This is a genomic window from Gluconacetobacter asukensis, assembly GCF_014174375.1.
GTDB classification, from domain to species: domain Bacteria; phylum Pseudomonadota; class Alphaproteobacteria; order Acetobacterales; family Acetobacteraceae; genus Gluconacetobacter; species Gluconacetobacter asukensis.
Map to the genome: position 1 here is coordinate 62,719 of NZ_JABEQE010000010.1, position 22,815 is coordinate 85,533.

The window sequence follows — 22,815 nt, forward strand, 5'->3', positions numbered from 1 at the left end:
GACATAGGCGAAAACCGTCTGCGCGCAAATCGGAATGGTCGCACGGGCATGTTCGGGGCATATGTAAGAAATCGCAACGGGACTGGAGTGGCGGGCGGTTCCGCTCCATTTGTCGAAAGACGCCGCATGTTGCGGCGGACAGGAGAACCGGCTGATATGACTGCATCCGCGCCTCGCCCGCAGGTTTCGTCCGGGTCAGGACAGGGGGCGACGGTGTCTGTGAGGCCGTCGGGGAGCCGGCGCGACCATCGGATCGATGCACTGCGCGGCGTCGCGCTGCTGATGATGTTCGTCGACCATATTCCGCAGAACGTGCTGAACCGCTTCACGTTGCGCAATGTCGGTTTTGCCGACGCGGCGGAAATCTTTGTGCTGCTGGCGGGCTACGCCTCTTGGCTGGCCTATGGCCGGAATTTCCAGCGGGTGGGGCTGCGTGCCGGTGTGGGCCGGGTGTGGCGGCGTTGCGCGCGGCTGTATGTTTTCCAGGCCGTCATGGTGGTGGTGACAACGGCGACCATCCGTTACTGGCGTGCCTTCTGGCCGGTGCCTGTCGATTTCCTCGAACCCGAACTGGCGCATGGGCTGAGTTCCTTCTGGCGTGTCATGTTCCTCGACGCCCTGCCCAGCAATCTGAACATTCTGCCGCTCTACATGGTGCTGCTGGGTGTCTTTCCGCTGATCTACCTGCTGATCCGCACGAGCCTGCGGCTGACGCTGGCGCTCAGTGGCGGCCTGTGGCTGTTGATCAATCTCGACCCCTCGATCAATTTCCCCAACTGGCTGGACCCGGACGGCTGGTATTTCGACCCGCTGGCCTGGCAGTTCCTCTTCACTCTGGGGGCCTGCGGCGCCGTGGTGGCGGGGCGGCATGACGGCAGCCTGCCGCGCCGGGGCTGGCTGCGCTGGGCCTGCGGTGTCTATCTGGCGGTCTCCGCGCTGGAGGCCTTTCCCTGGCAGCAATGGGGCCTGCCCGACCTGCGGCCCTTTGCCCTGACCGCGCCGGACAAGAGCGTACTCGCTCCGCTGCGGCTGCTGGACGTGCTGGCGATCTTCTATCTCGTCCAGTCCTCGCACGGTGTGCGTGGCGCCGCCGAAGGGCGCATCGGGCGGGTCATGGCGCTGTTCGGGCGCCATTCGCTGGAAGTCTTCTCGGTCGGGACGGTGATCGACCTGTATGCCCGGCTGGTCTTTACCTCCTTCGGGTCCGGCTGGATGCTGCAGATCGCGGTGAATGTGATCGGATTCACGATCCTGTGGGGCCTGGCGGCGGTTCTCGACCGGGCCCGTGTCAGGCAGAAACAACTTCAGGCGGGACGCGCTCCGGCGGCTGAGGTGCGCGGCAATCCGGCGCCCGCCGCGACCGTGATGGAAAGAGCCCATTGATGAATGATGCGACCGACCTTCCGCCCTCTCCTGTCCTGCCGCGTCTGACCGATCGGCTGCGGCGCGGCCAGAAGGTGCGCGTGACCTTGTTCGGGTCTTCAACCACCGAAGGGATTGGCGCCAGCAGTCCGGAACATGGATTTGCCGCAGTTTTTGAACGCACTCTCGCCCCCTTCGTGACCGGCGGGCTGATGGTGATCAATCGCGGAATCGGCGGCAACGGCGCGCAGGAAATGCATGATCGGCTGCCCGGCGTGCTGGCCGACGAGGCGGACCTTGTGATGTGGCAGACGGGCAGCAACGACGCCTGGCAGGGCGTGAAGCTGGAAACCTATGTCGACCTGACGCGCCAGGACCTGCTGGCCACCCGTGGCACGGGGGCAGATCTGGCGCTGATCGACCCGCAATATTGCCGCATGCTTGAGGAGTGCGCAGCCTTTCCGCCCTTCGTCCCGGCCGTGCATCGCATCGGGGCGGAATTGGGGATCCCGGTCTTCGGGCGCTATGCCCGCATGAAATCCTGGTGCGCGGAACTGGGCATGGACCGTGACGAATTGTCGCCCGACGGGCTGCACATGGGTGACCAAGGCTACCTGCTGCTGGGGGAGGCGGTCGCGCGGTGGCTGGTGGAGCTGACGGGGGCGCCGGTGGGGGCGTTCGCGCACGGCGGGTGATTGCGGGTGGGTTGTCCGCCCTTCCGATTTGGGCGCGATCATGCTCTAGGATAGTCGGATCACGACGACCTGCCTGGTGGAAGCGCTTTACCCCATGTCCCTGCCTGTTCCGGTTTCCCATCGTCCGTTCGCCGCTGTCGGGCTGGCGGCGGCTCTTTCCCTGATCGCGGCGGGGGCTGCCCGGGCGGAACCCGCGATGGTGGCGCCCCCGCAGGCCGATGCCGCGCCGTCGATCCGCCTGCCCGCGCCGGGCCGGGGTACCCCTGACAGTTTCGCCGACCTGGCGGCGCGGCTGCTGCCGGCGGTGGTCAATGTCTCGACCACCGAGACGGTCAAGCCGGGGGACGATGATGGGGATTCGGAGGGTGATGGCGAGGATGCGCCGCAGATCCCGAACTTCCCCGAAGGGTCACCCTTCGAGAAATTCTTCCACGATTTCATGAGCCACCAGAACGGTCCCGAGGCCGCGCCGCGCAAGATGCAGGCCCTGGGATCGGGCTTCATCATCGATGCGTCGGGGATCGTCGTCACCAACAACCATGTCATTCGCCATGCGGACCAGATCACGGTGACGCTCCAGGACAATACGGTGCTCAAGGCCAGGCTGCTGGGCCATGACGACCGGACCGACCTTGCGGTACTGAAGGTCGAGACGCCTCATCCGCTGCCGGCCGTGTCCTTCGGTGACAGCGATCATGCGCGGGTTGGCGACTGGGTGCTGGCGATCGGCAACCCGTTCGGCCTGTCGGGCACGGTGACGGCGGGCATCATCTCGTCGCGCGGCCGCAATATCGAGCAGGGGCCGTATGACGATTTCATCCAGACCGATGCGCCGATCAACAAGGGCAATTCGGGTGGCCCGCTGTTCGACATGCAGGGGCAGGTGATCGGGATCAATACCGCGATCTATTCGCCATCCGGTGGGTCGATCGGCATCGGGTTTTCGATCCCTTCGGCCGAGGCGCGGGGAATCATCGACCAGTTGCGCCGCACCGGCAAGGTCTCGCGCGGCTGGATCGGCGTGCGGATTCAGGACGTGACGCAGGATATCGCCGATGGGCTGGGACTGAAGGCCGCGCATGGCGCGCTGATCGCCGGCGTCGAGGCCAAGGGGCCGGCCGCTGCCGCCAAATTGCAGGTCGGTGACGTGATCCAGACGCTGAACGGCAAGGATATCGACGGCCGCGCCCTGCCGCGCCTGATGGCCGATACCGCCCCCGGACAGGTGGTGAAGCTGGGCGTCTGGCGGCATGGCCAGGTGGTGACGGCCTCCGTCACGGTCGGTGCGCTGCCTGAAGACCCCAAGGAAGCGCCGGCGCCGAAGCCCGAGACCAAGGCGCAGGGCAGCGTGCAGCTTCAGGGGCTGGGCCTGACCGTGGGGGCAATCGACGATGTCGCCCGCCAGAAATTCAATCTGGCCGAAGGGCAGAAGGGCGTGGTCGTGACCAGCGTGGCCCAGGACGGCGCGGCGGCGGACCGTGGCTTGCGCGCCGGAGACGTGATCACCCAGGTCCAGCAGGCGGAGGTTGCCACTCCCGCCGACCTGCGGCGCCTGGTCGATGCGGCACGGGCGAAGCACCGGCAGTCGATCCTGTTCCTGGTCCAGAATGGCGACGGCCTGCGCTGGGTGCCCCTGTCGCTGGCGGACGACGCGAAATAAATTCCGTGGCCGCATGATGGAGCATGACGCCATGACGGCGGGCGCACCGGCCGCGCCGCCGCCCGCGCGCTGGGCAGCGATTCGCCGGCTGCTGGAGCCAAGGGGGGCCGAAATCCGCCAGGCGGCGCGCCTGCTGGTGTCGGTCCTGCTGTCGGATCTTCTGGCGCGGGCGGTACATCTGCATGAACCCGTCTGGTCGGTGATCACCTCGGTCATCGTCACGCAGAGCCGCATCACCCAGACCCTGACCACCGGGCGCGACCAGATCGTGGGCACGCTGGTGGGCGCGGGGGCGGGCCTGTTCGCTATCCTGCTGGTCCAGACCGGGACGATGCCGGGCTGGCTGGCCTTCTGGCTGGCGCTGACACCGCTGGCGCTGCTGGCGGCGGCGCGGCCGAACCTGCGCTTTGCCGCCGTGACGCTGATGATCGTCCTGCTGTTTCCCATCAGCGGCGACCCGTTCCTGCGGCCGCTGGACAGGATCGCCTCGATCCTGATCGGCGTGGTGACCTCGCTGGTGGTCACGATGTTCGTGCTGCACGATGCGGCGCGGGGTGATGTGCTGACCGCCTCGGGCCGGCTGATCGCCGATATCGCGGACCTGCTGGACCGGGCGCTGCGTGGCGAACTGGACCATGACACGATCGAGACGATCGACGAGGCCTGCCGCACCCATCTGCAGGAAATCTACGGCGCGGTGGCCGAAACCCGGGTGGAGGGGCTGCGCGTCCTGCGCCGGCGGCCCGATCCGCTGCTGGATGTTCTGCCGGGGTTGCTGCGGCGCCTCCGTGGCAGCGCGGTCTTCGCCGCCCGCGCGGCGACCGAGGCCGGGGAATTGCCGACCGTGGATGCCGCGCTGGATGCCGAACGCCGGGCGCTGGCGCGTGTGCTGTCGCAGCTTTCGCGCCGCTGCGCCCGCGCGGCGCGCGGGCGCCGGCTGATCGCGCGGGAGGATGCGGCGGCGGTACTGGCCGTGCTGCACCCGCCGGGCCCGTACTGGAGCCCGCCCATGCAGTTTACGTTGGGGATGCTGCATGACGATCTGGAGCGCGCGGTTCGGGCGGTCTGGTCTGATGGTGCGGCGCTTCCATATCCAGAGATGAACAAAAGCGGAGGGTAGGCGCCATGCTGAACCGGACGATTCTGAAGGCTCTGCCGGCTGGCGTATCCGCCCCGGCCTATGATCCGGCCACCATCGGAACCGGCATCGTGCATTTCGGCGTTGGCAATTTCTTCCGCGCGCACGAGGCCTTCTACGTTGATCGCTGCCTGGCGCTGGCGGGACAGCAGGGATGGGGTATCGTCGGTGTCGGCCTGACGGCGGGCGCGCGGTCCGAACGCAAGGCCGAACAGTTCACGGCGCAGGATTGTCTCTATTCCCTGACCGAGGCCGCCCCGGACGGTGGGCGCGCGGTGCGGGTGATCGGTGCCCTGCGTGGGTACCTGCTGGCCCCTGCCGACCCGACGGCGGTGCTGGACCTGCTGGCCGACCCGTCGGTGCGCATCGTCAGCATGACGATCACCGAGGGTGGCTACAATATCGACGAGACGACGGGGGAATTTCGCCTGGATCATGCTGCGGTACGGGCCGATCTGGCCGGCGGCGCCCCGACGACGATCTTCGGCTATGTTGTCGAGGCTCTGGCCCGGCGTCGGGCCGCCGGGGTGGGGCCGTTCACCGTGCTCTCCTGCGACAATCTGCGCCATAATGGGGATGTTGCGCGGACGGCATTCCTGGGTTTTGCCAGGGCGCGCGATCCGGACCTCGCCGCCTGGATCGAGGCGCATGTCACCTTCCCCAACGGCATGGTCGACCGTATTACGCCGTCGGTGGATGATGCGATTGCCGACGCGCTGAATGCCACCAGCGGGCTGGACGACGCGCTGCCGCTGGTGGCCGAGGATTTCACCCAATGGGTGGTGGAGGACCGGTTCTGTGCGGGCCGGCCGGCGCTGGAAGAGGCAGGCGTCCAGTTCGTCGCCGATGTGACCGGTTATGAGCACGTGAAGGTGCGGATGCTGAACGCGTCGCATATCCTGCTGGCCTTTCCCGGTATCCTGCTGGGCTATCGCCAGGTGGATGAGGCGCTGCGCGACCCGGATCTGGCGCGGTTCGTCAATGCCTATCTGGAACTGGATGTGATTCCGCGTCTGGACGCGCCGCCGGGACTGGACCCGCAGGATTATCGGCGCAGCGTGCTGCGGCGCTTTTCCAACCCGGCGATGGCGGATCAACTGCTGCGGATCGGCGGCGATGGATCGTCCAAGATCCAGGTTTTCTGGACCGAGACGGTGCGGCGGGCGCTGTCCGATAACGGGGATCTGCGGCGTATCGCGTTCGGCGTCGCGGCCTATCTGGAAGCGCTGTGTGGAGTGGACGAAACGGGCGTGGCATACACGCCCACCGAACCGACGCTGGACGCCACGCAACTGGAACTGGCGGAGGCCGAAGATTTGGGCGCGGCACTGGCCCTTCCGGCCTTCGATGGCTGGCGCGATATTCAGTCTCCCGTGCTGGCCGATGCCATCGTCGTCGCCCGTCAGGCTATTCGTGACATCGGCGTGCGGGCCGCGCTGGTGCAGTATGGCGGCCTGCCGGACTGATGGCTTTGCCGGGGCGCCGCGTCAGGCGGGATGTACCGCGCGGATCATCAATTGCGCCTTGGGGTCATAGCTGGCCAGGATCGTGGCGGCCTCGGGCAGGTCGATCGGGGTAAAGCCCGCCCGCAGCCAGTAGACTCTGGCGCTGCCGGTGGCGATCAGCGCCATCCGGGACAGGCCGGCCTGTCCCGCGCGTTGGGCCAGGATCGCCAGAGCGGCGCTGGGGGCGCCCCGGCCCCTGGCATCGGGCAGCAGCGCGATATCATGTAGGTACCAGCAATCCGGGCGTGCCGGCAGCGCGCCCAGCGCGCAATCCAGCGCCGGCGGGGCGGCGGCGCACCAGGGATGGCTGAGGACATAGCCCTCGGGCCCCGAGCCGCCATCGAGGACCAGGCAGCCCGTGGGGCATAGCGTCAGTCTCTCGGTGAAGACCGCCTCACCCTCGGGATAGGCGGGATGCGCATGCGCCGCGATGTCCACGACGGCGGGCAGGTCGTCCGGGCGCATGGTGCGCCAGCTTGCCTGGCGGGGCCCGAGTGGAGAGGGGGCGGTTGGCATGGGCGGTAAAAACGCTCTCGACAGGCAGGCGACAACTCCAGCATAGCATGCGGCGCGCGGGCGGATAGCGCCGGGAATGTATCGAGATTGGGGACGGTGCGGGATGAAGGATACGCGTCTGACGGTGCGGATCGACGCGCATGACGCGCCGTTGCTGGGTCATGGCAAGATCCGCCTGTTGGAAGCCATTGGTGCAAGTGGCTCGATTTCCGGTGCCGCACGGGCGATGGGCATGTCCTACCGGCGCGCGTGGCTGCTGGTCGAAGCCATGAACGCGGCCTTCGTGGAACCGGTAGTCGCGACCCGTCCGGGCGGCGGGGGCGGTGCCGAACTGTCGCCGGCGGGGGCCGAAATCCTGCGCCTGTATCGTGAGGTCGAGGAGCGGGCGGCACAGGCGGCCCTGCCGGCCCTGCGGGAGTTGGCCGCGCGCCTCGCGCCGCGCTGACGGGCGCTTGTCGCGCTGGTGATTTCGCGTTCGGGAATTGTAACGACGCGCCGCAATATGGCCACAGGGCTTTGTCATAATTAAAAGATTGCCTGTATGGCAGGAAAGTGTCGGCGCGGTGGCGCCGGTGGCAGATCATAGACGGATGGCGTCGCGGGGTGCGGCGTCCGGGGAGTTGGGATGTTAAGACGCGATCTCGTGAAGACCGGGGCGGGTGTGTCGCTGCTGTCGCTGCTGGGGGCAGGCGCGCGCGCGGCCCATGCCGACGTGCCGGGCGCCCCCGCGCCGACCGGGGCCTTCGATGCCAGCACGGTGCGGCGGATCGCCGAACGCCTGTCGCGCAGCGCCTATCGCGCGCCCGACCAGACGTTGCCTTCGGCGATCGATTCGCTGAATTTCGACCAGTACCGCTCGATCGCCTATCGCGAGGATCAGGCGCTGTGGCACGGCCAGAATCTGGCCTTCGACGTGGAATTCTTCCCGCGCGGTTTTCTCTACCGTCCGCGCATCGAGATCTATGAAGTCGCGGACGGCAAATCGTCGCCGGTGCCCTACAGTCCCGACCTGTTTACTTATGGCGACCCGAAGCTGAAGGTCGCGGATAATGTGGGTTTTGCCGGGCTGCGGCTGCGCTATGCGATCAACACGCCGGGCGTGATGGAGGAATTCTGCGTCTTTCTCGGCGCGTCCTATTTCCGCGCGGTGGCGAAGGGACAGAATTACGGCCTGTCGGCCCGGGGCTTTGCTGATGGGACGGGTAATCCGAAGGGCGAGGAGTTCGCGCTGTTCCGCGCCTTCTGGCTGGAGAAGCCGCAGCCGGGCGTCGATTCCGTGGTCGTGCATGCGCTGCTGGACAGCCCCTCGGTCGCGGGGGCCTTCAGCTTCACCATCCGCCCGGGTGACATGACCGTTTTTGACGTTCAGTCCTACGTGTATCCGCGCACGAAGATCGACGAGCCGGGCATCGCGCCGCTGACGGGCATGTTCTATTTCGACGCCAACGACCGCAATCATGTCGATGACTGGCGCCCCGCCGCGCATGACAGCGAGGCACTTTCGATCTGGACCGGCAGCGGCCAGCAATTGTGGCGGCCGCTGCGCAATCCGCGCGACCTGCAGTTTTCGGCTTTTTCGGACAATTCGGTGCGCGGCTTCGGCCTGATGCAGCGCAAGCGTGCCTTCGCCGATTTCGAGGATCTGGCGCTGAATTACGAAAAGCGCCCGTCGCTGTGGATCGAGCCGATCGGCGACTGGGGCGCCGGCGCGGTCGATCTGGTGGAAATCCCGACACCCAACGAGGTGAACGACAACATCGTCTCGTTCTGGCGTCCGGGCGGCGGACTGGCGGCGGGGAAGGAATATGCCTTTACCTATCGCATGTACTGGGGGTGGGATACGCCCTGGCCGACCCGGCTGGCGCGGATTGCTGCCACCCGTGTGGGTGCGGTGACCGACGATCCGGCCGCCCGGTTCTTCGCGATCGATTTCAGTGGCGCGCCGTTCGACAATCTGCCGCCCGATGCCAGGTTCCATCTGGTGCCCAGCAGTTCGGCCGGCACGATCCGCAATGTTGTGGTCGAGCCTGATCCGGCCATCCATGGCTGGCGCACGACATTCGAATTCGCGCCCGGTGATGCCAAGATCGCCGAGCTGACCTGTGTTCTGGCCAATGATGCGGGGCCGGTATCCGAGCAATGGACCTATCGATGGACACCCTAGGCGAGAGCGCGCGGACGGGCGCGGACGGCGGGTTCGGGCGTGGACCGGGCGGCGGCTTTCGCGCCCTGCCTGACGAATCCTCGATGGAGATGGCGACGCAATCGCTGTCGGCGCTGCCCCTGACGCACGGCCGGCCGCGTATGCCGGTGACCGAACCTTCGCTGATGGTGCTGCGGCGGCTGACGGTGATCGGTTCGGCCACCCTGCTGACGGCCTATGGCGCCTACGAGATGAACCGGGTGCTGAACTCGGCGGGCTATTCGGTGCTGGGCGTGGTCGTGCTGGTGCTGTTCGTGCTGCTGTTTCAGTGGATTGCGCTGGCTTTCACCTCCGCCCTGGGCGGTTTCGTGTCGCTGTTGCGGCATGGTGGGCTGGGGCTGGGGATTGCGCGTGAGGGGCCGCTGCCTTCGCTGTCCAGCCGTACCGCCCTGCTGATGCCGACCTATAATGAAAGCCCGGGTCGGGTGATGGCCGGGCTGCGCGCCATGTATGACAGCATGGCGGCGACGGGCCGGCTGGAATCGTTCGATTTCTTTATCCTGTCCGACACCACCAATCCGGATGTGTGGGTCGAGGAAGAGGCCGCGTTCCTGGCCCTGCGGGCCGCGACGGGTGGGGATGCGCGCATCTTCTACCGTCGGCGGCCGGTGAATACCGAGCGCAAGGCGGGCAACATTGCCGAATGGGTGCGCCGCTTCGGCGGGGCCTACGCGCAGATGCTCACGCTGGATGCCGACAGCCTGATGGCGGGTGCAACGGTGGTGCGCATCGTTGCCGCGATGGAGCGCCATCCGGGTGTGGGCCTGATCCAGACCCTGCCGGAAATCGTCAACGGCACCACGCTGTTCGCGCGGATGCAGCAATTCGCGGGCAGGGTCTATGGCCCGCTGATCGCCCATGGCATTGCCTGGTGGCATGGTTCCGAAGGCAATTACTGGGGACATAATGCGGTGATCCGCACCCGTGCCTTCGCCGAGCAGGCGGGCCTGCCGCACCTGCCGGGGCGCAAGCCGTTTGGCGGCCATATTCTCAGCCACGATTTCGTCGAGGCCGCGCTGATGCGCCGAGGCGGCTGGGCCATCCATATGGTGCCGGGCCTGCCCGGTTCGTACGAGGAAAGCCCGCCCTCGCTGACCGACATCGCGATCCGCGACCGTCGCTGGTGCCAGGGCAATCTGCAGCATGCCAAGGTGGTGGGGACGCGCGGCCTGAACTGGGTCAGCCGGATGCATATGCTGATGGGCATCGGCTCCTATGTCACCTCGCCGATGTGGCTGCTGTTCCTGCTCGCGGGTATCCTGATCTCGCTGCAGTCCCGCTTCGAGAAGCCGGAATATTTCGGCGATACCAAATCCCTGTATCCGAACTGGCCGCACGTCGATCCCCAACAGGCGAAATACGTGTTCATCGTCACCATGGGGATCCTGCTGGCGCCCAAGCTGCTGGCCTATGTGGCGCTGCTGTTCGATCCGGCGGCACGCCGGGGCTGCGGCGGGGCGGTGCGGGCGGCGCTGTCGGTGCTGGTCGAGACGCTGATCGGCGGGCTGGTCGCGCCGGTGGCGATGCTGATCCAGACCTCTGGCGTGCTGTCGATCCTGCTGGGGCGGGATTCGGGGTGGAACGCGCAGCGGCGTGACGATGGCGGGGTGCCGTTCATGGAGACGGTGCGGGCCTACTGGGTCTATATGCTGTTCGGCCTGGTTCTGGGCGGATGTGCGTGGAGCGTGTCGATCCCGCTGTTCCTGTGGATGACGCCGGTGCTGCTGGGGCTGGTCTTTGCCATCCCGCTGGCGGCCGCGACCAGCAGCCGCGATGCCGGCCAGGCGCTGCTGCGTGCCGGGCTGCTGCTGATCCCCGAGGAAACGTCGCCGCCGGACATCCTGCGCCGCGCCGCCGCCGCCAATGCGGCCCGGCCGGTGGCAGAGGGGGGCGAGGCGATCCATCTGCTGCTGGCCAACCCGGCGCTGATGGCGGCGCATTGGGCGATGCTGCCGCCCCCGCGCGGGCCGGGTGACCCGATCAATCCCGACCTGCTGGTCGGGTTGCTGAAACTGGCGGAAAGCCCCGATCCCGAGAGTGCGGTCAAGCGACTGAAGCGGACGGAAAAGGCTGCAGTGCTGGGCAGTGCGGATGGTCTGGCGCGGCTCGACGCCCTGCGGGGCAGTGGGCTGCGCGCCTGAGCGATGGGACAGGACGCGCCACTGTCCTGTTCCTGATGGCTGTTTACTTCGGCGGAGCGGCGGGCTGGTCCAGCGCCATGCAGGCGTGGGCCACCTTGGGGTCGTTGCCGTTCTTTTCACACAATGCGGTGGCGTCGGGGCTGCAGGATTGGACTGCGGTTTCGAAATCCGTTTCCAGCACGTCACGCGCGACCCCCACATCGGGGTCGTTGGTCCGTTTCTGTTCGGCTTCCAGCGTGTCCTGGGTCTTGTGCAGTTCGGTCAGGGCGTCGACGCATGGCTGGCTGGTGGCATTGGGGTCGGTTTGCAGGACCGCTACCAGTTTCTGTAGTTCGACCGTGGTGGAGGACGGCGCCACTTCCCCTTCATCGTCCTGCGCGATCGCGGGAGAGACGGCGAGGATGCCGGACAGGAACAGGACGGCCAGCCGGCCGGGATGAGTGATCGTCACACTGGGCATTCCACTGGCGCGAGGCCCCGGGGATGCGACGCGTGCTGCTCGACAGCGATCCCGTGCTTTCCCCGGGGGGCGCCGGGCCGGTCTGGCGGCGGCGCCGCGGGATCGGCGGGACTATGGCAGGAAGTGCCGGTGGACGAAAGGGTACCGGGTGCGGCGGCCCCTTTCAGGGTGGGTTGTGGGTGGCATAGTTCCGCAGCAGAAGGGTCTGGATTTCCTCATCGGGATTGCCCAGCCAGCTTTGCAGGAACGGATGCTGCGCGTCTGGCCGGACATGCAGCAATCCCCAGGCGGCGTGGCCATCGGCCGCGAAAACGATATCGAGCTGGTTGTCACCGCAATCGTGTGGTTTGCACAGGTGCCCCAGCAGATAGGCGTGGCCACCGGTTGCGACCTGCGTCACGGGCGTCGACGTGGCCTGCCCGCGACTGACCCAATCCGGAAAGCGCTGCATGACGACATAGGCCCGGCGATAGGGGGCCTCGAGCAGCAGGTCGGCGGTTTGCGGCGGTTCGGTCGCCCTGGCGGGATGGTCGATCAGAAGCAGGGCCACGGGGCAGGCATGGATGAAACGCATAAGACGACACGGCACGTCGGCATGGCTCCTGAGATAAAGGTGAGCGTCTTCCGGCGCCGCCTGATATCGGCACGCCATCAGATCCATGCCAAAAAACCTTCGGCTGCCCGAGGTCACAGGACGCTTATCCGGGCGCGAAGTTTAAAATATTCTTCCCGTAGCCCATTTTTTTGGAGGAAACGTAAAGCGGGGCTACCCGTGGCAGGGTGCGTCCGTCTGGTGTAGGATCGCCTCATCAGCCGCGTGCCGGCGCACCGCCCGTTCAGGAATATCGTCCCCGCCATGCGCCAGCGTTCCGCGCCCTCGTCTGTCTTGCCCCGGTTGCCGAACCCGAAAAAGCTCAAGCTCGGGGTGCTGGTCGTGCTTGCCGTGGCTTATGGCGTGTTGTTCGTGACCCTGTCGCGGCATCCCAAGGCGCCGCCCAAGCCGCGTTACACCGCCATTCCGGTGGCGGTCGTCAAGACCGCGCCACAGATCGGGGCCGCCCCGCCGGCGCCGGCCGTGCAGCTTCAGCCGGTGCCGACGGTCGAGGTTCCGCAACCTCGCCTGACGATCCGCTGAAACGGCGGGCCGCCGCCGGCCCGCTTTCCCGATCGTGTTTTCAGGCCGGCGCCTGGCAGACATCGACCCAACTGGCCTCGGTCAGTTCGGCCAGCCGGTCGGGCGACAGGCGCACGGCGCTGTTGATCGCGCCGGCGGCGGGAATGACCGTTTCGAAAGCGCGCAGCGAGACGTCGCAATAGACCGGGAGCGGGGCGGGCAGCCCGAACGGACAGACGCCGCCCACCGGGTGGCTGGTCCATTGCTCGACCTCCGCGCGGTCGAGCATGCGCGGCTTGTGACCGAAGGCATCCTTGGTCTTGCGATTGTCCAGCCGGGCGGTGCCGGCCGCAACCACCAGCACCACCTGTTCGCCCAGTCGCAGCGAGATGGTCTTGGCGATCTGTGCGGGATGCGTGCCGTGCGCGGCGGCGGCCTCGGCCACTGTTGCGGTCGGCTGGTCCAGTTCGATGATGGCCAGGTCGGGCGCGCGCTCGGCCAGGAAGGCGCGGACGGAGTCCAGGCTCATCGGGCGGAATGGGGAAGGGGGGTGGACATGGGCAACGGCTCCTTGGGCATCCCTGACGCGTCTCGCGCCGTATCCTGGCCCGTCTGCCGGAGGTCGTCGAGAGCGGGGGGCTTATGCCTCCCGGCCGCCGCCGAACAGGCGGAACATCGGGCCCGTCAGCACCGTTGAGATCACGGCCAGCAGCATGAGCGAGGCAAAGGCGAAGTTGGAGACCATGCCGCGCTGGTGCAGGATGGTGGCGGCGACGATTTCCATCAGCCCCTTGCATTGCAGCAGGGCCCCGGCCGCCAGCGCCCGCCGGCCACGGAGACTGGGTGACGGCGGATACAGCCACACCGCGCCCAGCTTGCTGGCGATCGAGACCCCGACCAGCAGCAGCGATGCCAGGATGGAGGGAAAGGTCAGGGCGCGGCCGTCGATATGCATGCCGCTATGGCCGAAGAAGAGCGGCGCGAGCCAGACCAGCGCCAGGCTGCCCACCTGTTCGACCGGCAGGCGACGTACCCAGCTTGGGGGCATCAGCGCGCCGGCGGCATAGGCGCCGATCAGCTCATGCAGACCCAACTGCATGCTGGCCCATGATCCGGCCGCCAGCCATACCGGCAGCACCGCCCAGATCAGCCACAGGGGCGGTGCGGGAAAACGGCGGGTTGCCCAGCCGCTGACCGCCACCATCGCACCCAGCAGCAGGACTGCCAGGATCTGGAGATGGCTCCATCCATGCAGCGCGGAGGCGCCCTTGGCCGCGAATTGCAGCGCCGCCAGCCCGGTCCACAACGCCATGTCGTCCACGACGGCCAGCCGCAGCGCCAATTGTCCGACCCCCCGTTCGGTGGGGGCCAGTTCGCGGACGATACCGATCAGGACCGGCAGGGCGCTGACGGCGATGCACAGGCCGATCGCCATGGCGCCGACCCAATTCTGCCCGTCCGGTGCCTGCCAGTCCGGCTGGGGCATCAGCACCGCGTGGACCAGAAGCGTGCCGATGCCGAACGGAACGGCCAGGGCGACGAATGCGCTGCCCAGCAGTCGGGGTAGGGAGGTTTCCGGCATGGCGGTCGACGGGTCTTCGCCGGGATGCTGCCACATTTCCAGCCCGGCGGTGAAGGCCAGGATCAATACGGCCACCCAGCCGATCATGTCGCCGGTGGCGGACGGCACGCCAAGCCGATCGACGGGCCAGCCTGTCACGGCGATCAGGATACCCACCACGATCGGCAGCACCGCGATCGGAATCGTCCGCCCCAGCAGACGCCAGGCCAGCCATGGAACCATCACGAATACGCCGAAATCCGCGATGATATTCATGCCGTCCGTGCGCCTCCGCGTGCTGCTGACCGTTATCTATGCGCTCCATGCATATATTAAATGATGTTCAGGGATCAAATCGGGGACAATGGCCGGCCGTTGATTGCCCGTGTCCGCACGGGGGCGACCCATGCGATTGGCCCGGTTCTGCCATACGATGGACCTATTCCCGCCATGACGGCATGGTTCCATGCGCTGTAGTCACAGAATGTGAGAATTGATCGATGACGATCCGGAAATCCCTGCTTGCTCTTGCCCTGCCCATGACCGTTCTGGCGCTGACCGCCGCCATGCCGGCTGCCCGCGCGGCGGATGACGCCTGTACCCAGTCCGGCAACCAGTCGACGGCGCCGGGATGGGATGTCGCCGGCCGCCTGGCCCAGCGCGAGGATTGCCTGGCGGGCCGTGGCCGTGCCTATCGCGATGGGGTGACGAACGGCGTGCAGCAGCGGGTACAGAGTGGCCGCGATGCGGTCGACGCCGTGCGCAATACGCCGCAGCGCCAGGTGGATCGTCTGCGCAACGCCGGCACGACCGAACAGAACCGTCTGAATGCGCTGGGTCAGCAGACGCGGACGAACGCTGCCAACATGCTGACGGGTGGGTTGTAAAAGACTGAAGTGACCCGCCCGGATCGTGTGATCCAGGCGGGTTACGGTTCTGCCGGCCTTATGCGCCGCGCTTGCGCGACGATGACGGGCCGGCCGCCGGACGACGCCGGGGGGCGCCGGACGGGGGGGCGCCACGGGGGCCACGTCCACGCGGCGCGCCGCCGGGGCCGCGATCGCCGCCTCGGCCACCGCCGCCGCCGGCCGGAGCCTGTGCCGGGCTGATCTGGACCTCGTCGGAATCGGTGGCGGCGACGCAGGCGCTGAAGCGCTCGGCCGAGGCCGTGGCGATTTCGAACAGCGTATGGTCGCCGGCGATGCGGATCGAGCCGATCTCGTTCTTGCGCACGCCGCCCAGGCGGCAGATCAGCGGCACCAGCCATTTCGGATCGGCCTTGTCCTGCCGTCCGACACTCATGGAGAACCACACGCCGTCGCCGCGCGGACCCTGTTCGTCGCGGGCCGGGCGCTCGCGGCGGGTGGCGGGTTCGCCGTCACGTGCCGGGCGGGGGGCATCGACGCGCAGGGGGCGGATATCCTCCGGGTCCGGCAGGCGGGCGCGGTACATCTGCAGCAGGGCGGTTGCCAGCTGTTCGGGGGTGCGGTCGGCGGCCAGGCGGGCGACCTGCTCCTCGTCGCCTGGGGCGGCGGTTTCGGTCAGGCTCTGGTCGGTCAGCAGCCGTTCAAAATCCTGGGCGCGGATGGCGTCGGCGGTGGGGACGGCGGTCCATTCCGCCGTGACCTTGGCCATGGCCAGCAGCCGCTCGGCGCGACGGCGCATCGAGACCGGCACGACGAGGGCGCACACGCCCTTGCGCCCGGCGCGGCCGGTGCGGCCCGAACGGTGCAGTAGGGTGGCGCTGTCGGTGGGCAGGCTGGCATGCACCACCAGGGCGAGCGCCGGAATGTCGATGCCGCGCGCCGCAACGTCGGTCGCGACGCAGACGCTGGCCTGGCCGGTGCGCAGGCTGTCGATGGCGCGGGTGCGCTCGTTCTGGCCCAGTTCGCCCGACAGCGCGACCGAGGCGAAGCCGCGTTCCAGCAGCGCGCCCTGCATGTGGCGCACCAGTTCGCGGGTGGCGCAGAACACCATCGAGGTGGGGCTGTCGGTATAGCGCAGGATGTTGACCACCGCCGGGATGATCTCGCGCGGGTCGGTCAGCACGGCGCGGTAGGTGATGTCGGCATGCTGGCGGGCGCCGGACAGCGTATCGATGCGCAGCGCGTCGCGCTGGTAGCGCCGCGCCAGCGAGGCGATTTCCTTGGCGATGGTGGCCGAGAACAGCAGCGTGCGGCGCGTGGCCGGCATCGCGTCCAGCAACTGCTCCAGTTCCTCGCGGAAGCCGAGGTCCAGCATCTCGTCGGCTTCGTCCAGCACCACGACGCGCAGCTCGGACAGGACCAGCCGGCCGCGGCGCTGGTGATCGCAGAGCCGCCCGGGGGTGCCGACGACGATATGGGCGCCGAGTTCCAGTGCCCGTGCCTCGCGCCGCGCGTCCATGCCGCCGATGCAGGAGACGATGCGCCCGCCCGCCGGCGCGTACAGCCATGTCAGTTCACGCTGGACCTGCATGGCCAGCTCGCGTGTGGGGGCGACGATGACGGCCAAGGGCGCGCCGGCAGCCCCGAACCGTTCGGCCCCGCCCAGCAGGGTGTCGGCCATGGCCAGCCCGAACGCCACCGTCTTGCCCGATCCGGTCTGGGCCGACACCAGCAGATCCTTGCCGTCCGCCGCGACATCCAGCACGGCCTGCTGGACCGGTGTGGGCTCGTCATAGCCGCGCGCGTCGAGCGCGCGCCGAAGGGCGGGGTGGGTTTCGGGAAAAGGCATGGGGCGGATCATCCGGACAGAAGAAGCCACGTCGCGACGTGGCGCGAGACAGGCAAGGGCACAATGGCGGGATCGCGCTCCATAAAGAATCGCAGCCGAAAATACCAGAGCGAAAGCGCCGTCGCGTCGTAGGGGTCTGCCCTACGCCCCGCAGGGGGCGACCCTGTGGAATCAGGGAACCAGGACGGCCGCGCCCTCGAACCGTCCGGCGCGCAGATCATCCAGCGCGCGATTGGCATCGTGCAGGGGGTAGCGCGTCGTGCTGGTGCGGATGCCGATTTTCGGTGCAAGAGACAGGAAATCGATCCCGTCCTGTCGCGTCAGGTTGGCGACCGAGACCAGTTGCCGCTCCTCCCATAACAGATCGTAGGAAAAGGCCGGGATCTCGCTCATATGGATGCCGGCGCAGACCACGCGCCCGCCCTTGCGCACCGCGCGCAGGGCGGCGGGCACCAGCGCGCCCACCGGTGCGAAGATGATGGCGGCATCCAGCGGTTCGGGCGGGAGTTCGTCCGATCCGCCGGCCCAGACCGCGCCGAGGCCGCGCGCGAAATCCTGTGTTGCGTGGTCGCCCGGGCGGGTGAAGCCGTACACCTTGCGGCCCTGCCAGATCGCGACCTGCGCAATGATATGGGCGGCGGCGCCGAAGCCGTACAGGCCCACCGTCCTTGCGTCCTCGCCCGCCATCACCAGCGATCGCCAGCCGATCAGACCCGCGCACAGCAGGGGGGCCAGTTCGACATCGTCACCGTCCTCGCCCAATGGAAAGGCGTATTGCGCATCGGCGATGGCGGCGGTGGCATAGCCGCCATCGCGGGTGTAGCCGGTGAAGAGCGGGTGGTCGCAGAGATTTTCGTGGCCGGTGTGGCAGTAGCGGCAGACGCCGCAGGTATGGCCAAGCCAGGGAATGCCCACCCGCTGCCCCAGTTGCAGGCCCTGCACCCCTTCGCCCAGCGCGTCGATCCGTCCCACGATCTCGTGCCCCGGTATGACCGGGTGGCCGGGAAAGGGCAGGTCGCCATCCACCACATGCAGGTCGGTACGGCAGACGCCGCAGGCGCAGACCCGCACCCGGATCTGGCCGGGACCGGGCTGGCGGTCGGGCAGTTCGACCCATTGCAGTGGGGTGTGCGGGGCATCCAGTCTCATCGCATGCATGGTCGGGTCTCCGGCGCGTGGGTCGGGATTGCCCGCTTATTCCATCATGTCGGCGTGGCCCTGCGCTATGATCTGGATCAGCGCGCCCAGGCGATGACCCGATCGTGATTCCAGAGGGGTGCGCGTGGGGTCTGGCCAGGGTGATGGGGAGAGAGGGCGGTCGAAGACGGTGCGGTCGGGCTGGTTGCCCGCGCGGTCGCGGCGGGGGGACGGGCGGCCGGTCCGATCATGGGCCAGCAGGGCGGAGATCAGGGTGGAACCGGTCGAGAGGTGGCGCTGCATCCGGGACTCCATCGGGCAAGGTGTAGCGTCCATAATATTCAAATGATAATCATTCTCAAGTGGAATGTCGCGATCGTCATAACAGAGTTGCGAGGACTGCTAGGCAGCCCCTGTGCGGGCCGGTATGACATTGGGCCCGGATTTCGCGGCTGGCGCATCGCGCGGCCAGGACAGGGCGCGGACAGGCCGGGGACCGTCAGGTTCCTCCGGCCCCCACGAAATGTTTCGCCCCCCGTAGGCAAGCAGAACCAAGAGGAAAAGCCGTATGGCCAAGATCAAGGTGAAGGAACCGGTCGTCGAACTCGACGGCGATGAGATGACGCGGATCATCTGGAGCTTCATCAAGGAGAAGCTGATTCTCCCGTATCTCGATATCGATCTGAAATATTACGATCTGGGAATCGAGCACCGCGACGCCACCGACGACCAGGTGACCGTCGAGGCCGCCGAGGCGATCAAGAAATACCGGGTCGGCGTCAAGTGCGCGACGATCACCCCCGATGAGGCCCGCGTGGCCGAGTTCGGGCTGAAGAAGATGTGGCGTTCGCCCAACGGCACGATCCGCAACATCCTCGACGGCACGATCTTCCGCGAGCCGATCATCTGCTCCAACGTGCCGCGCCTGGTGCCGCACTGGACGCAGCCGATCGTCATCGGCCGCCATGCCTATGGCGACATCTATCGCGCCGCCGAGACCAAGATCCCCGGCCCCGGCAAGGTGACCCTGACCTACACGCCGGCCGACGGCAGCGCGCCGGTCACGCTGGACGTGCATGATTTCAAGGGCCCCGGCGTCGCGCTGGGCATGCACAATACCCGCGCCTCGATCGAGGGCTTTGCCCGGGCGTCGCTGACCTATGGCCGCGACCGCAAGCTGCCGGTCTACCTGTCGACCAAGAACACGATCCTGAAGGCCTATGACGGCATGTTCAAGGACGTGTTCCAGGAGATCTACGACGCCGAGTTCAAGGCCGATTTCGAGAAGCTGGGCCTGACCTACGAGCATCGCCTGATCGACGACATGGTGGCCTCGGCCCTGAAATGGAGCGGCGGCTATGTCTGGGCGTGCAAGAACTATGACGGTGACGTCGAGAGCGACATCGTGGCGCAGGGCTTCGGCAGCCTGGGGCTGATGACCTCGGTTCTGCTGAACCCGACCGGCGACGTGGTGGAATCCGAGGCCGCGCATGGCACGGTGACGCGCCATTATCGCGAGCACCAGAAGGGCCGGCCGACCAGCACGAACCCGATCGCCTCGATCTTCGCCTGGACGCGCGGCCTGGCCTATCGCGGCCGGTTCGACAACACGCCCGACGTGACCCATTTCGCGGAGACGCTGGAACGCGTCTGCGTCGAGACGGTCGAAGCGGGGCAGATGACCAAGGATCTGGCCCTGCTGATCGGGCCGGAGGCCAAGTGGCTGACGACCCAGGACTTCCTGGCGGCGCTGGACACCAACCTGCGCAAGGCGATTGCGGCCGGTTGATGTACGAGGCGGCCGGGCTTTCGGGCCCGGCCGCTTTCTTATTGATCGAGTATGGCGACTGCTGTCGCGAAGCTCGGCGCCAGGGGCAGGAGCGGCGTCAGCGTTGCCTGCCAGGCATGGTAGAGATCGGCCTTGCCTGCATAGACCACGGCCGAAGGGCGATTGTTCCGGTCCAGTTCCTGGAGCCAGCCGCCCTGTCTGCGGTCGATCATGTGCAGGTCGATATAATCCCAGATCGTGCGGTACCAGCGTTCGTACGCGGCGTGGCCCGTGCGCTTGAGCAGCGCGGCGGCGGCGGTCAGCGCCTCGGCCTGGCACCAGTGGGGGCGGTTATGCACGACCGGTTCCAGTTCCCAGTCGACGGTATAGAGCAGGCCGGGCGCGCCGTCGCGCGCCCATCCGGCCCTGGTGCCGCAATCGAACAGGCCGATGGCATCGTCCAGCAGCCATGAGGGCGCGGTGCCGTCCTCGCGCAGCAGGGCGGCTTCCAGTTTGAGCATCAGGTGCGACCATTCGACGAAATGCCCCGGTGTCATGCCGTAGGGGCGCAGATCGTCGGTCGGCTTATCCTTGTGGAAATCCTTCAGGATCGTCCAGTCGAGATCGAAATGCTCCGGGACGGCATAGGCGGCATTGCGGGCGAAGGTATGGATGAAGCGCTCGGCGATCCTGAGGGCCCGGTGGCGCCAGAGCGGATTGCCGGTGACGTCGGCGACCGCCATGCAGGCTTCCACGGAGTGCATGTTCGCATTGGCGCCGCGATAGGCTTCCTCATCCGTCCAGTCCGCCGCGAAGCTCTCGCGGAAGACGCCTTCCTCCTCGCTCCAGAAATGCCGGTCCCATACGGCGAGCGCGTCGTCCAGTAGGCCGTCCGCGCCCGGGATGCGTTGCACGACGGCCGAGGAGGCGGCGAGGGATACGAAGGCATGCAGATAGGCCTGCTTGCGGCCGTTCCCCGGCCTTTTCCCATCCTGTTCGGCGCCTGCGAACCAGCCGCCATGGGCCTGATCGCGCAACGGGCCCAGCAGGCTGGCGACACCATGGGCCGCCAGGGGAGCGCATCCGGGAAGGCCGCGTCCGGCGGCGACCGCATAAACATGCGTCATCCGCGCGGTCAGGATCGTGTCGGCCTGTTCGCCCGAGATCAGCCTTCCGTCATTGCCCAGGGGGGCGAACCCTTCATCGACCCGCGAGGGTTTCGAGAAATCCAGCAGGCGCTGGCCCTGAAGATCGAGCCAGCGACGATGCGTGGATGCGCGCAGCCAGCTTGATGCCGGCAGCATCAGCGAGGGGAGCGGCTCAGCCATTGATGATCATGCCGCCATTGACGTGGATGGTCTGGCCCGTGACGTAGGATGCGTCCTGCGATGCCAGATAGACATAGGCCGGCCCCAGTTCGCTCGGCTGGCCGATCCGGCCCAGCGGGGTATCCTTGCCCAGATCGGCCACCGCCTGTGGATCGACCGGTCCCCAGCTTGCGGGTTGCAGCGGCGTCCAGACCGGGCCGGGGGCGACGGCGTTGACCCGGATGTCCTTCTCGGCGAGCTGCAGGGCCAGGGCACGCGTGAAGCCCATTTCGGCCGCCTTGGTGGTGGAATAGGCGACCAGGGATCTGTTGCCGGCGAACGCATTGATCGACGACGTGTTGATGATGGCGCTGCCCTTGCCGAGATGGGGCAGGGCGGCGCGCACGATGTAGAAATAGCCGTTGATGTTCACGTCCATATGGCGCTGCCAGACGGCATCGGTGATAGCGGTCAGGTCTTCGCTGACATATTGGACGCCGGCATTGTTCACCACGATGTCCAGCCCGCCGAAGGTTTCGACCGTGCGGGCAACCGCGTCGTCGCAGACCGTGCTGTCGGACACGTCTCCTTCGATTGCCAGGCCCTTCACGCCTTCGGCTTCGACGAGGCGGATCGTTTCCTGTGCGTCCTCGTTTTCTTCCAGATACAGGATGGCGACATTGGCACCTTCGCGCGCGAAATGCAGTGCCGCCGCGCGGCCGATGCCGCTGTCGCCGCCCGTGATCAGCGCCCGTCGGCCCTGCAACTTGCCGCTGCCGCGATAATCGGCGCGGATATGCTCCGCCTGCGGTTTCAGCAGGCGCTCGATGCCCGGCTGGTGGTCCTGGCTCTGGGGTGGAATGGTCTGGGACATGAGGGTGCCTCCTGCGGAAAATCATGGACTGGCAGGTAACGGTCTCCCCTCTGGCAACCGCCGCCTCCCCCTGCAAACACGCTGGGGGCAGGAAGCGTTTCCTAAACTCTTGTTCAGATTGCTTGATGGTTTCCTAATTCTGGAAAATTCGCGACTGGCAAGGGAAGAGCCGGAAAAATTTCTGATTGCGCAGCAGGTTCAGCCATTTTGAAAATGGCGATGGGGCATCTCTGCGATCAGTGGTGCATTGCCGGCAGTGTCGAAGGGGACGAGGTCGCCAGGAGCGGCCTCCGGGCACCATTCAATCCCGCAAATCGTAAATGAAGACATGGATTTGGCGGCGCCACGACGCGCCACCGTCTCCGCTGCCATACCGGGCTGGCGGGTGGCGAAAGAACGCCGCCTATTTTCCTTCCTCGATGTCCTTCATCGTCCGCTCGAACTCGGCATCGGCTTCTTTGGCATCGCGGCTGCCTTTGGGGCTTTCCTCGGTCACAGCCTGGTTGTCGACCCACAACCACAGACCAAACAGAACCGCAGAGATAAGCGCACCAATCCCGAACAAAAACATGCATTTCTCCTTTGGTGATTGCCTCTTGAGGTAAAGGACGAGTCGAACCGGGCGAGGTCAAGGGAATTTGCGGTTGAGGGCGGCTTCA

The 22,815-nt window shown here is 67.0% G+C and carries 23 protein-coding genes; 12 read left to right on the plus strand and 11 right to left on the minus strand.

The genetic code is table 11. The features are described 5' to 3' along the window. The first annotated feature begins 156 nt into the window (after positions 1-156). From HLH35_RS12425 to HLH35_RS12445, 5 genes are all read left to right on the plus strand, one after another. Entirely contained in the window at positions 157-1,383 is a 1,227-nt protein-coding gene (locus HLH35_RS12425; protein WP_182979438.1) for an OpgC family protein, read from the plus strand. Beyond that, positions 1,383-2,057 carry an SGNH/GDSL hydrolase family protein gene (locus tag HLH35_RS12430; RefSeq protein ID WP_182979439.1) on the plus strand — a complete coding sequence of 225 codons (675 nt, stop codon included), beginning with the start codon at positions 1,383-1,385 and terminating at the stop codon, positions 2,055-2,057. Before HLH35_RS12425 ends, HLH35_RS12430 begins: the two co-directional genes overlap by 1 nt. A gap of 94 nt (positions 2,058-2,151) precedes the next feature. Beyond that, entirely contained in the window at positions 2,152-3,717 is a 1,566-nt protein-coding gene (locus tag HLH35_RS12435) for a DegQ family serine endoprotease (RefSeq protein WP_182979440.1), read from the plus strand. A gap of 13 nt (positions 3,718-3,730) precedes the next feature. Further along, a complete protein-coding gene (locus HLH35_RS12440; protein WP_182979441.1) occupies positions 3,731-4,837 on the plus strand; it encodes an FUSC family protein in 1,107 nt (368 codons plus the stop codon). Positions 4,838-4,842: 5 nt separating this feature from the next. Continuing rightward, complete coding sequence (locus tag HLH35_RS12445) at positions 4,843-6,321, plus strand: mannitol dehydrogenase family protein (protein WP_182979442.1); 1,479 nt, start codon at positions 4,843-4,845, stop codon at positions 6,319-6,321. A 21-nt stretch (positions 6,322-6,342) separates the two neighbouring features. Here HLH35_RS12445 and HLH35_RS12450 read toward each other — a convergent pair whose 3' ends face one another. Continuing rightward, positions 6,343-6,825, minus strand: coding sequence for a GNAT family N-acetyltransferase (locus HLH35_RS12450; protein ID WP_182979443.1), 483 nt, complete (start codon positions 6,823-6,825; stop codon positions 6,343-6,345). Positions 6,826-6,979: 154 nt separating this feature from the next. Here HLH35_RS12450 and HLH35_RS12455 point away from each other — a divergent pair, with 154 nt between their 5' ends. The 3 genes from HLH35_RS12455 to mdoH all read left to right on the plus strand — a co-directional run bounded on the left by HLH35_RS12455 (position 6,980) and on the right by mdoH (position 11,220). Next, on the plus strand, positions 6,980-7,321 hold the full coding sequence (locus HLH35_RS12455; RefSeq protein ID WP_182979444.1) for a winged helix-turn-helix domain-containing protein: 342 nt from the start codon (positions 6,980-6,982) through the stop codon (positions 7,319-7,321). Positions 7,322-7,501: 180 nt separating this feature from the next. Continuing rightward, the gene (locus HLH35_RS12460; protein ID WP_182979445.1) at positions 7,502-9,040 is read left to right on the plus strand and encodes a glucan biosynthesis protein; all 1,539 of its coding nucleotides are present in this window, start codon (positions 7,502-7,504) and stop codon (positions 9,038-9,040) included. Further along, entirely contained in the window at positions 9,028-11,220 is a 2,193-nt protein-coding gene (gene mdoH, locus HLH35_RS12465) for a glucans biosynthesis glucosyltransferase MdoH (RefSeq protein WP_408870122.1), read from the plus strand. The genes HLH35_RS12460 and mdoH overlap by 13 nt, the downstream gene beginning before the upstream one ends. 43 nt (positions 11,221-11,263) lie before the next feature. On the opposite strand, the gene HLH35_RS12470 is transcribed toward mdoH, so the two are convergent. Continuing rightward, a complete protein-coding gene (locus tag HLH35_RS12470; protein ID WP_182979447.1) occupies positions 11,264-11,671 on the minus strand; it encodes a hypothetical protein in 408 nt (135 codons plus the stop codon). Positions 11,672-11,843: 172 nt separating this feature from the next. Beyond that, the gene (locus tag HLH35_RS12475; protein WP_338029341.1) at positions 11,844-12,269 is read right to left on the minus strand and encodes an Ivy family c-type lysozyme inhibitor; all 426 of its coding nucleotides are present in this window, start codon (positions 12,267-12,269) and stop codon (positions 11,844-11,846) included. A 267-nt stretch (positions 12,270-12,536) separates the two neighbouring features. Here HLH35_RS12475 and HLH35_RS12480 point away from each other — a divergent pair, with 267 nt between their 5' ends. Then, positions 12,537-12,815 carry a hypothetical protein gene (locus HLH35_RS12480; RefSeq protein ID WP_220790659.1) on the plus strand — a complete coding sequence of 93 codons (279 nt, stop codon included), beginning with the start codon at positions 12,537-12,539 and terminating at the stop codon, positions 12,813-12,815. A 40-nt stretch (positions 12,816-12,855) separates the two neighbouring features. On the opposite strand, the gene HLH35_RS12485 is transcribed toward HLH35_RS12480, so the two are convergent. Further along, positions 12,856-13,323, minus strand: coding sequence for a YbaK/EbsC family protein (locus HLH35_RS12485; protein WP_182979448.1), 468 nt, complete (start codon positions 13,321-13,323; stop codon positions 12,856-12,858). A 111-nt stretch (positions 13,324-13,434) separates the two neighbouring features. Next, positions 13,435-14,631, minus strand: a complete 1,197-nt coding sequence (locus tag HLH35_RS12490) for a cation:proton antiporter (RefSeq protein WP_182979449.1) — start codon at positions 14,629-14,631, stop codon at positions 13,435-13,437. Between the two features lie 224 nt (positions 14,632-14,855). Here HLH35_RS12490 and HLH35_RS12495 point away from each other — a divergent pair, with 224 nt between their 5' ends. After that, positions 14,856-15,242 carry a hypothetical protein gene (locus tag HLH35_RS12495; protein WP_182979450.1) on the plus strand — a complete coding sequence of 129 codons (387 nt, stop codon included), beginning with the start codon at positions 14,856-14,858 and terminating at the stop codon, positions 15,240-15,242. Between the two features lie 58 nt (positions 15,243-15,300). On the opposite strand, the gene HLH35_RS12500 is transcribed toward HLH35_RS12495, so the two are convergent. The 3 genes from HLH35_RS12500 to HLH35_RS12510 all read right to left on the minus strand — a co-directional run bounded on the left by HLH35_RS12500 (position 15,301) and on the right by HLH35_RS12510 (position 18,510). Next, entirely contained in the window at positions 15,301-17,070 is a 1,770-nt protein-coding gene (locus HLH35_RS12500) for a DEAD/DEAH box helicase (protein WP_182979451.1), read from the minus strand. Between the two features lie 171 nt (positions 17,071-17,241). Next, on the minus strand, positions 17,242-18,228 hold the full coding sequence (locus HLH35_RS12505) for a zinc-dependent alcohol dehydrogenase family protein (protein ID WP_182979452.1): 987 nt from the start codon (positions 18,226-18,228) through the stop codon (positions 17,242-17,244). 36 nt (positions 18,229-18,264) lie between these two features. After that, positions 18,265-18,510, minus strand: coding sequence for a hypothetical protein (locus HLH35_RS12510; RefSeq protein WP_182979453.1), 246 nt, complete (start codon positions 18,508-18,510; stop codon positions 18,265-18,267). A 265-nt stretch (positions 18,511-18,775) separates the two neighbouring features. Between HLH35_RS12510 and HLH35_RS12515 the strand changes: the two genes are divergently transcribed. Further along, complete coding sequence (locus tag HLH35_RS12515; protein WP_182979454.1) at positions 18,776-19,996, plus strand: NADP-dependent isocitrate dehydrogenase; 1,221 nt, start codon at positions 18,776-18,778, stop codon at positions 19,994-19,996. A 38-nt stretch (positions 19,997-20,034) separates the two neighbouring features. Here HLH35_RS12515 and HLH35_RS12520 read toward each other — a convergent pair whose 3' ends face one another. Together HLH35_RS12520 and HLH35_RS12525 are read right to left on the minus strand one after the other, a co-directional pair. Continuing rightward, complete coding sequence (locus tag HLH35_RS12520) at positions 20,035-21,303, minus strand: D-mannose isomerase (RefSeq protein ID WP_182979455.1); 1,269 nt, start codon at positions 21,301-21,303, stop codon at positions 20,035-20,037. Next, positions 21,296-22,156, minus strand: coding sequence for a glucose 1-dehydrogenase (locus tag HLH35_RS12525; protein WP_182979456.1), 861 nt, complete (start codon positions 22,154-22,156; stop codon positions 21,296-21,298). The genes HLH35_RS12520 and HLH35_RS12525 overlap by 8 nt, the downstream gene beginning before the upstream one ends. Between HLH35_RS12525 and HLH35_RS12530 the strand changes: the two genes are divergently transcribed. Then, complete coding sequence (locus tag HLH35_RS12530) at positions 22,155-22,367, plus strand: hypothetical protein (RefSeq protein WP_182979457.1); 213 nt, start codon at positions 22,155-22,157, stop codon at positions 22,365-22,367. The two genes, HLH35_RS12525 and HLH35_RS12530, sit on opposite strands and share 2 nt — an antisense overlap. Positions 22,368-22,559: 192 nt before the next feature. Here the strand turns inward: HLH35_RS12530 and HLH35_RS12535 are convergent, their stop codons facing one another. Further along, positions 22,560-22,727 (minus strand): hypothetical protein, encoded by a 168-nt coding sequence (locus tag HLH35_RS12535; protein WP_182979458.1) that lies wholly within the window; start codon positions 22,725-22,727, stop codon positions 22,560-22,562. Between the last annotated feature and the right edge of the window lie 88 nt (positions 22,728-22,815).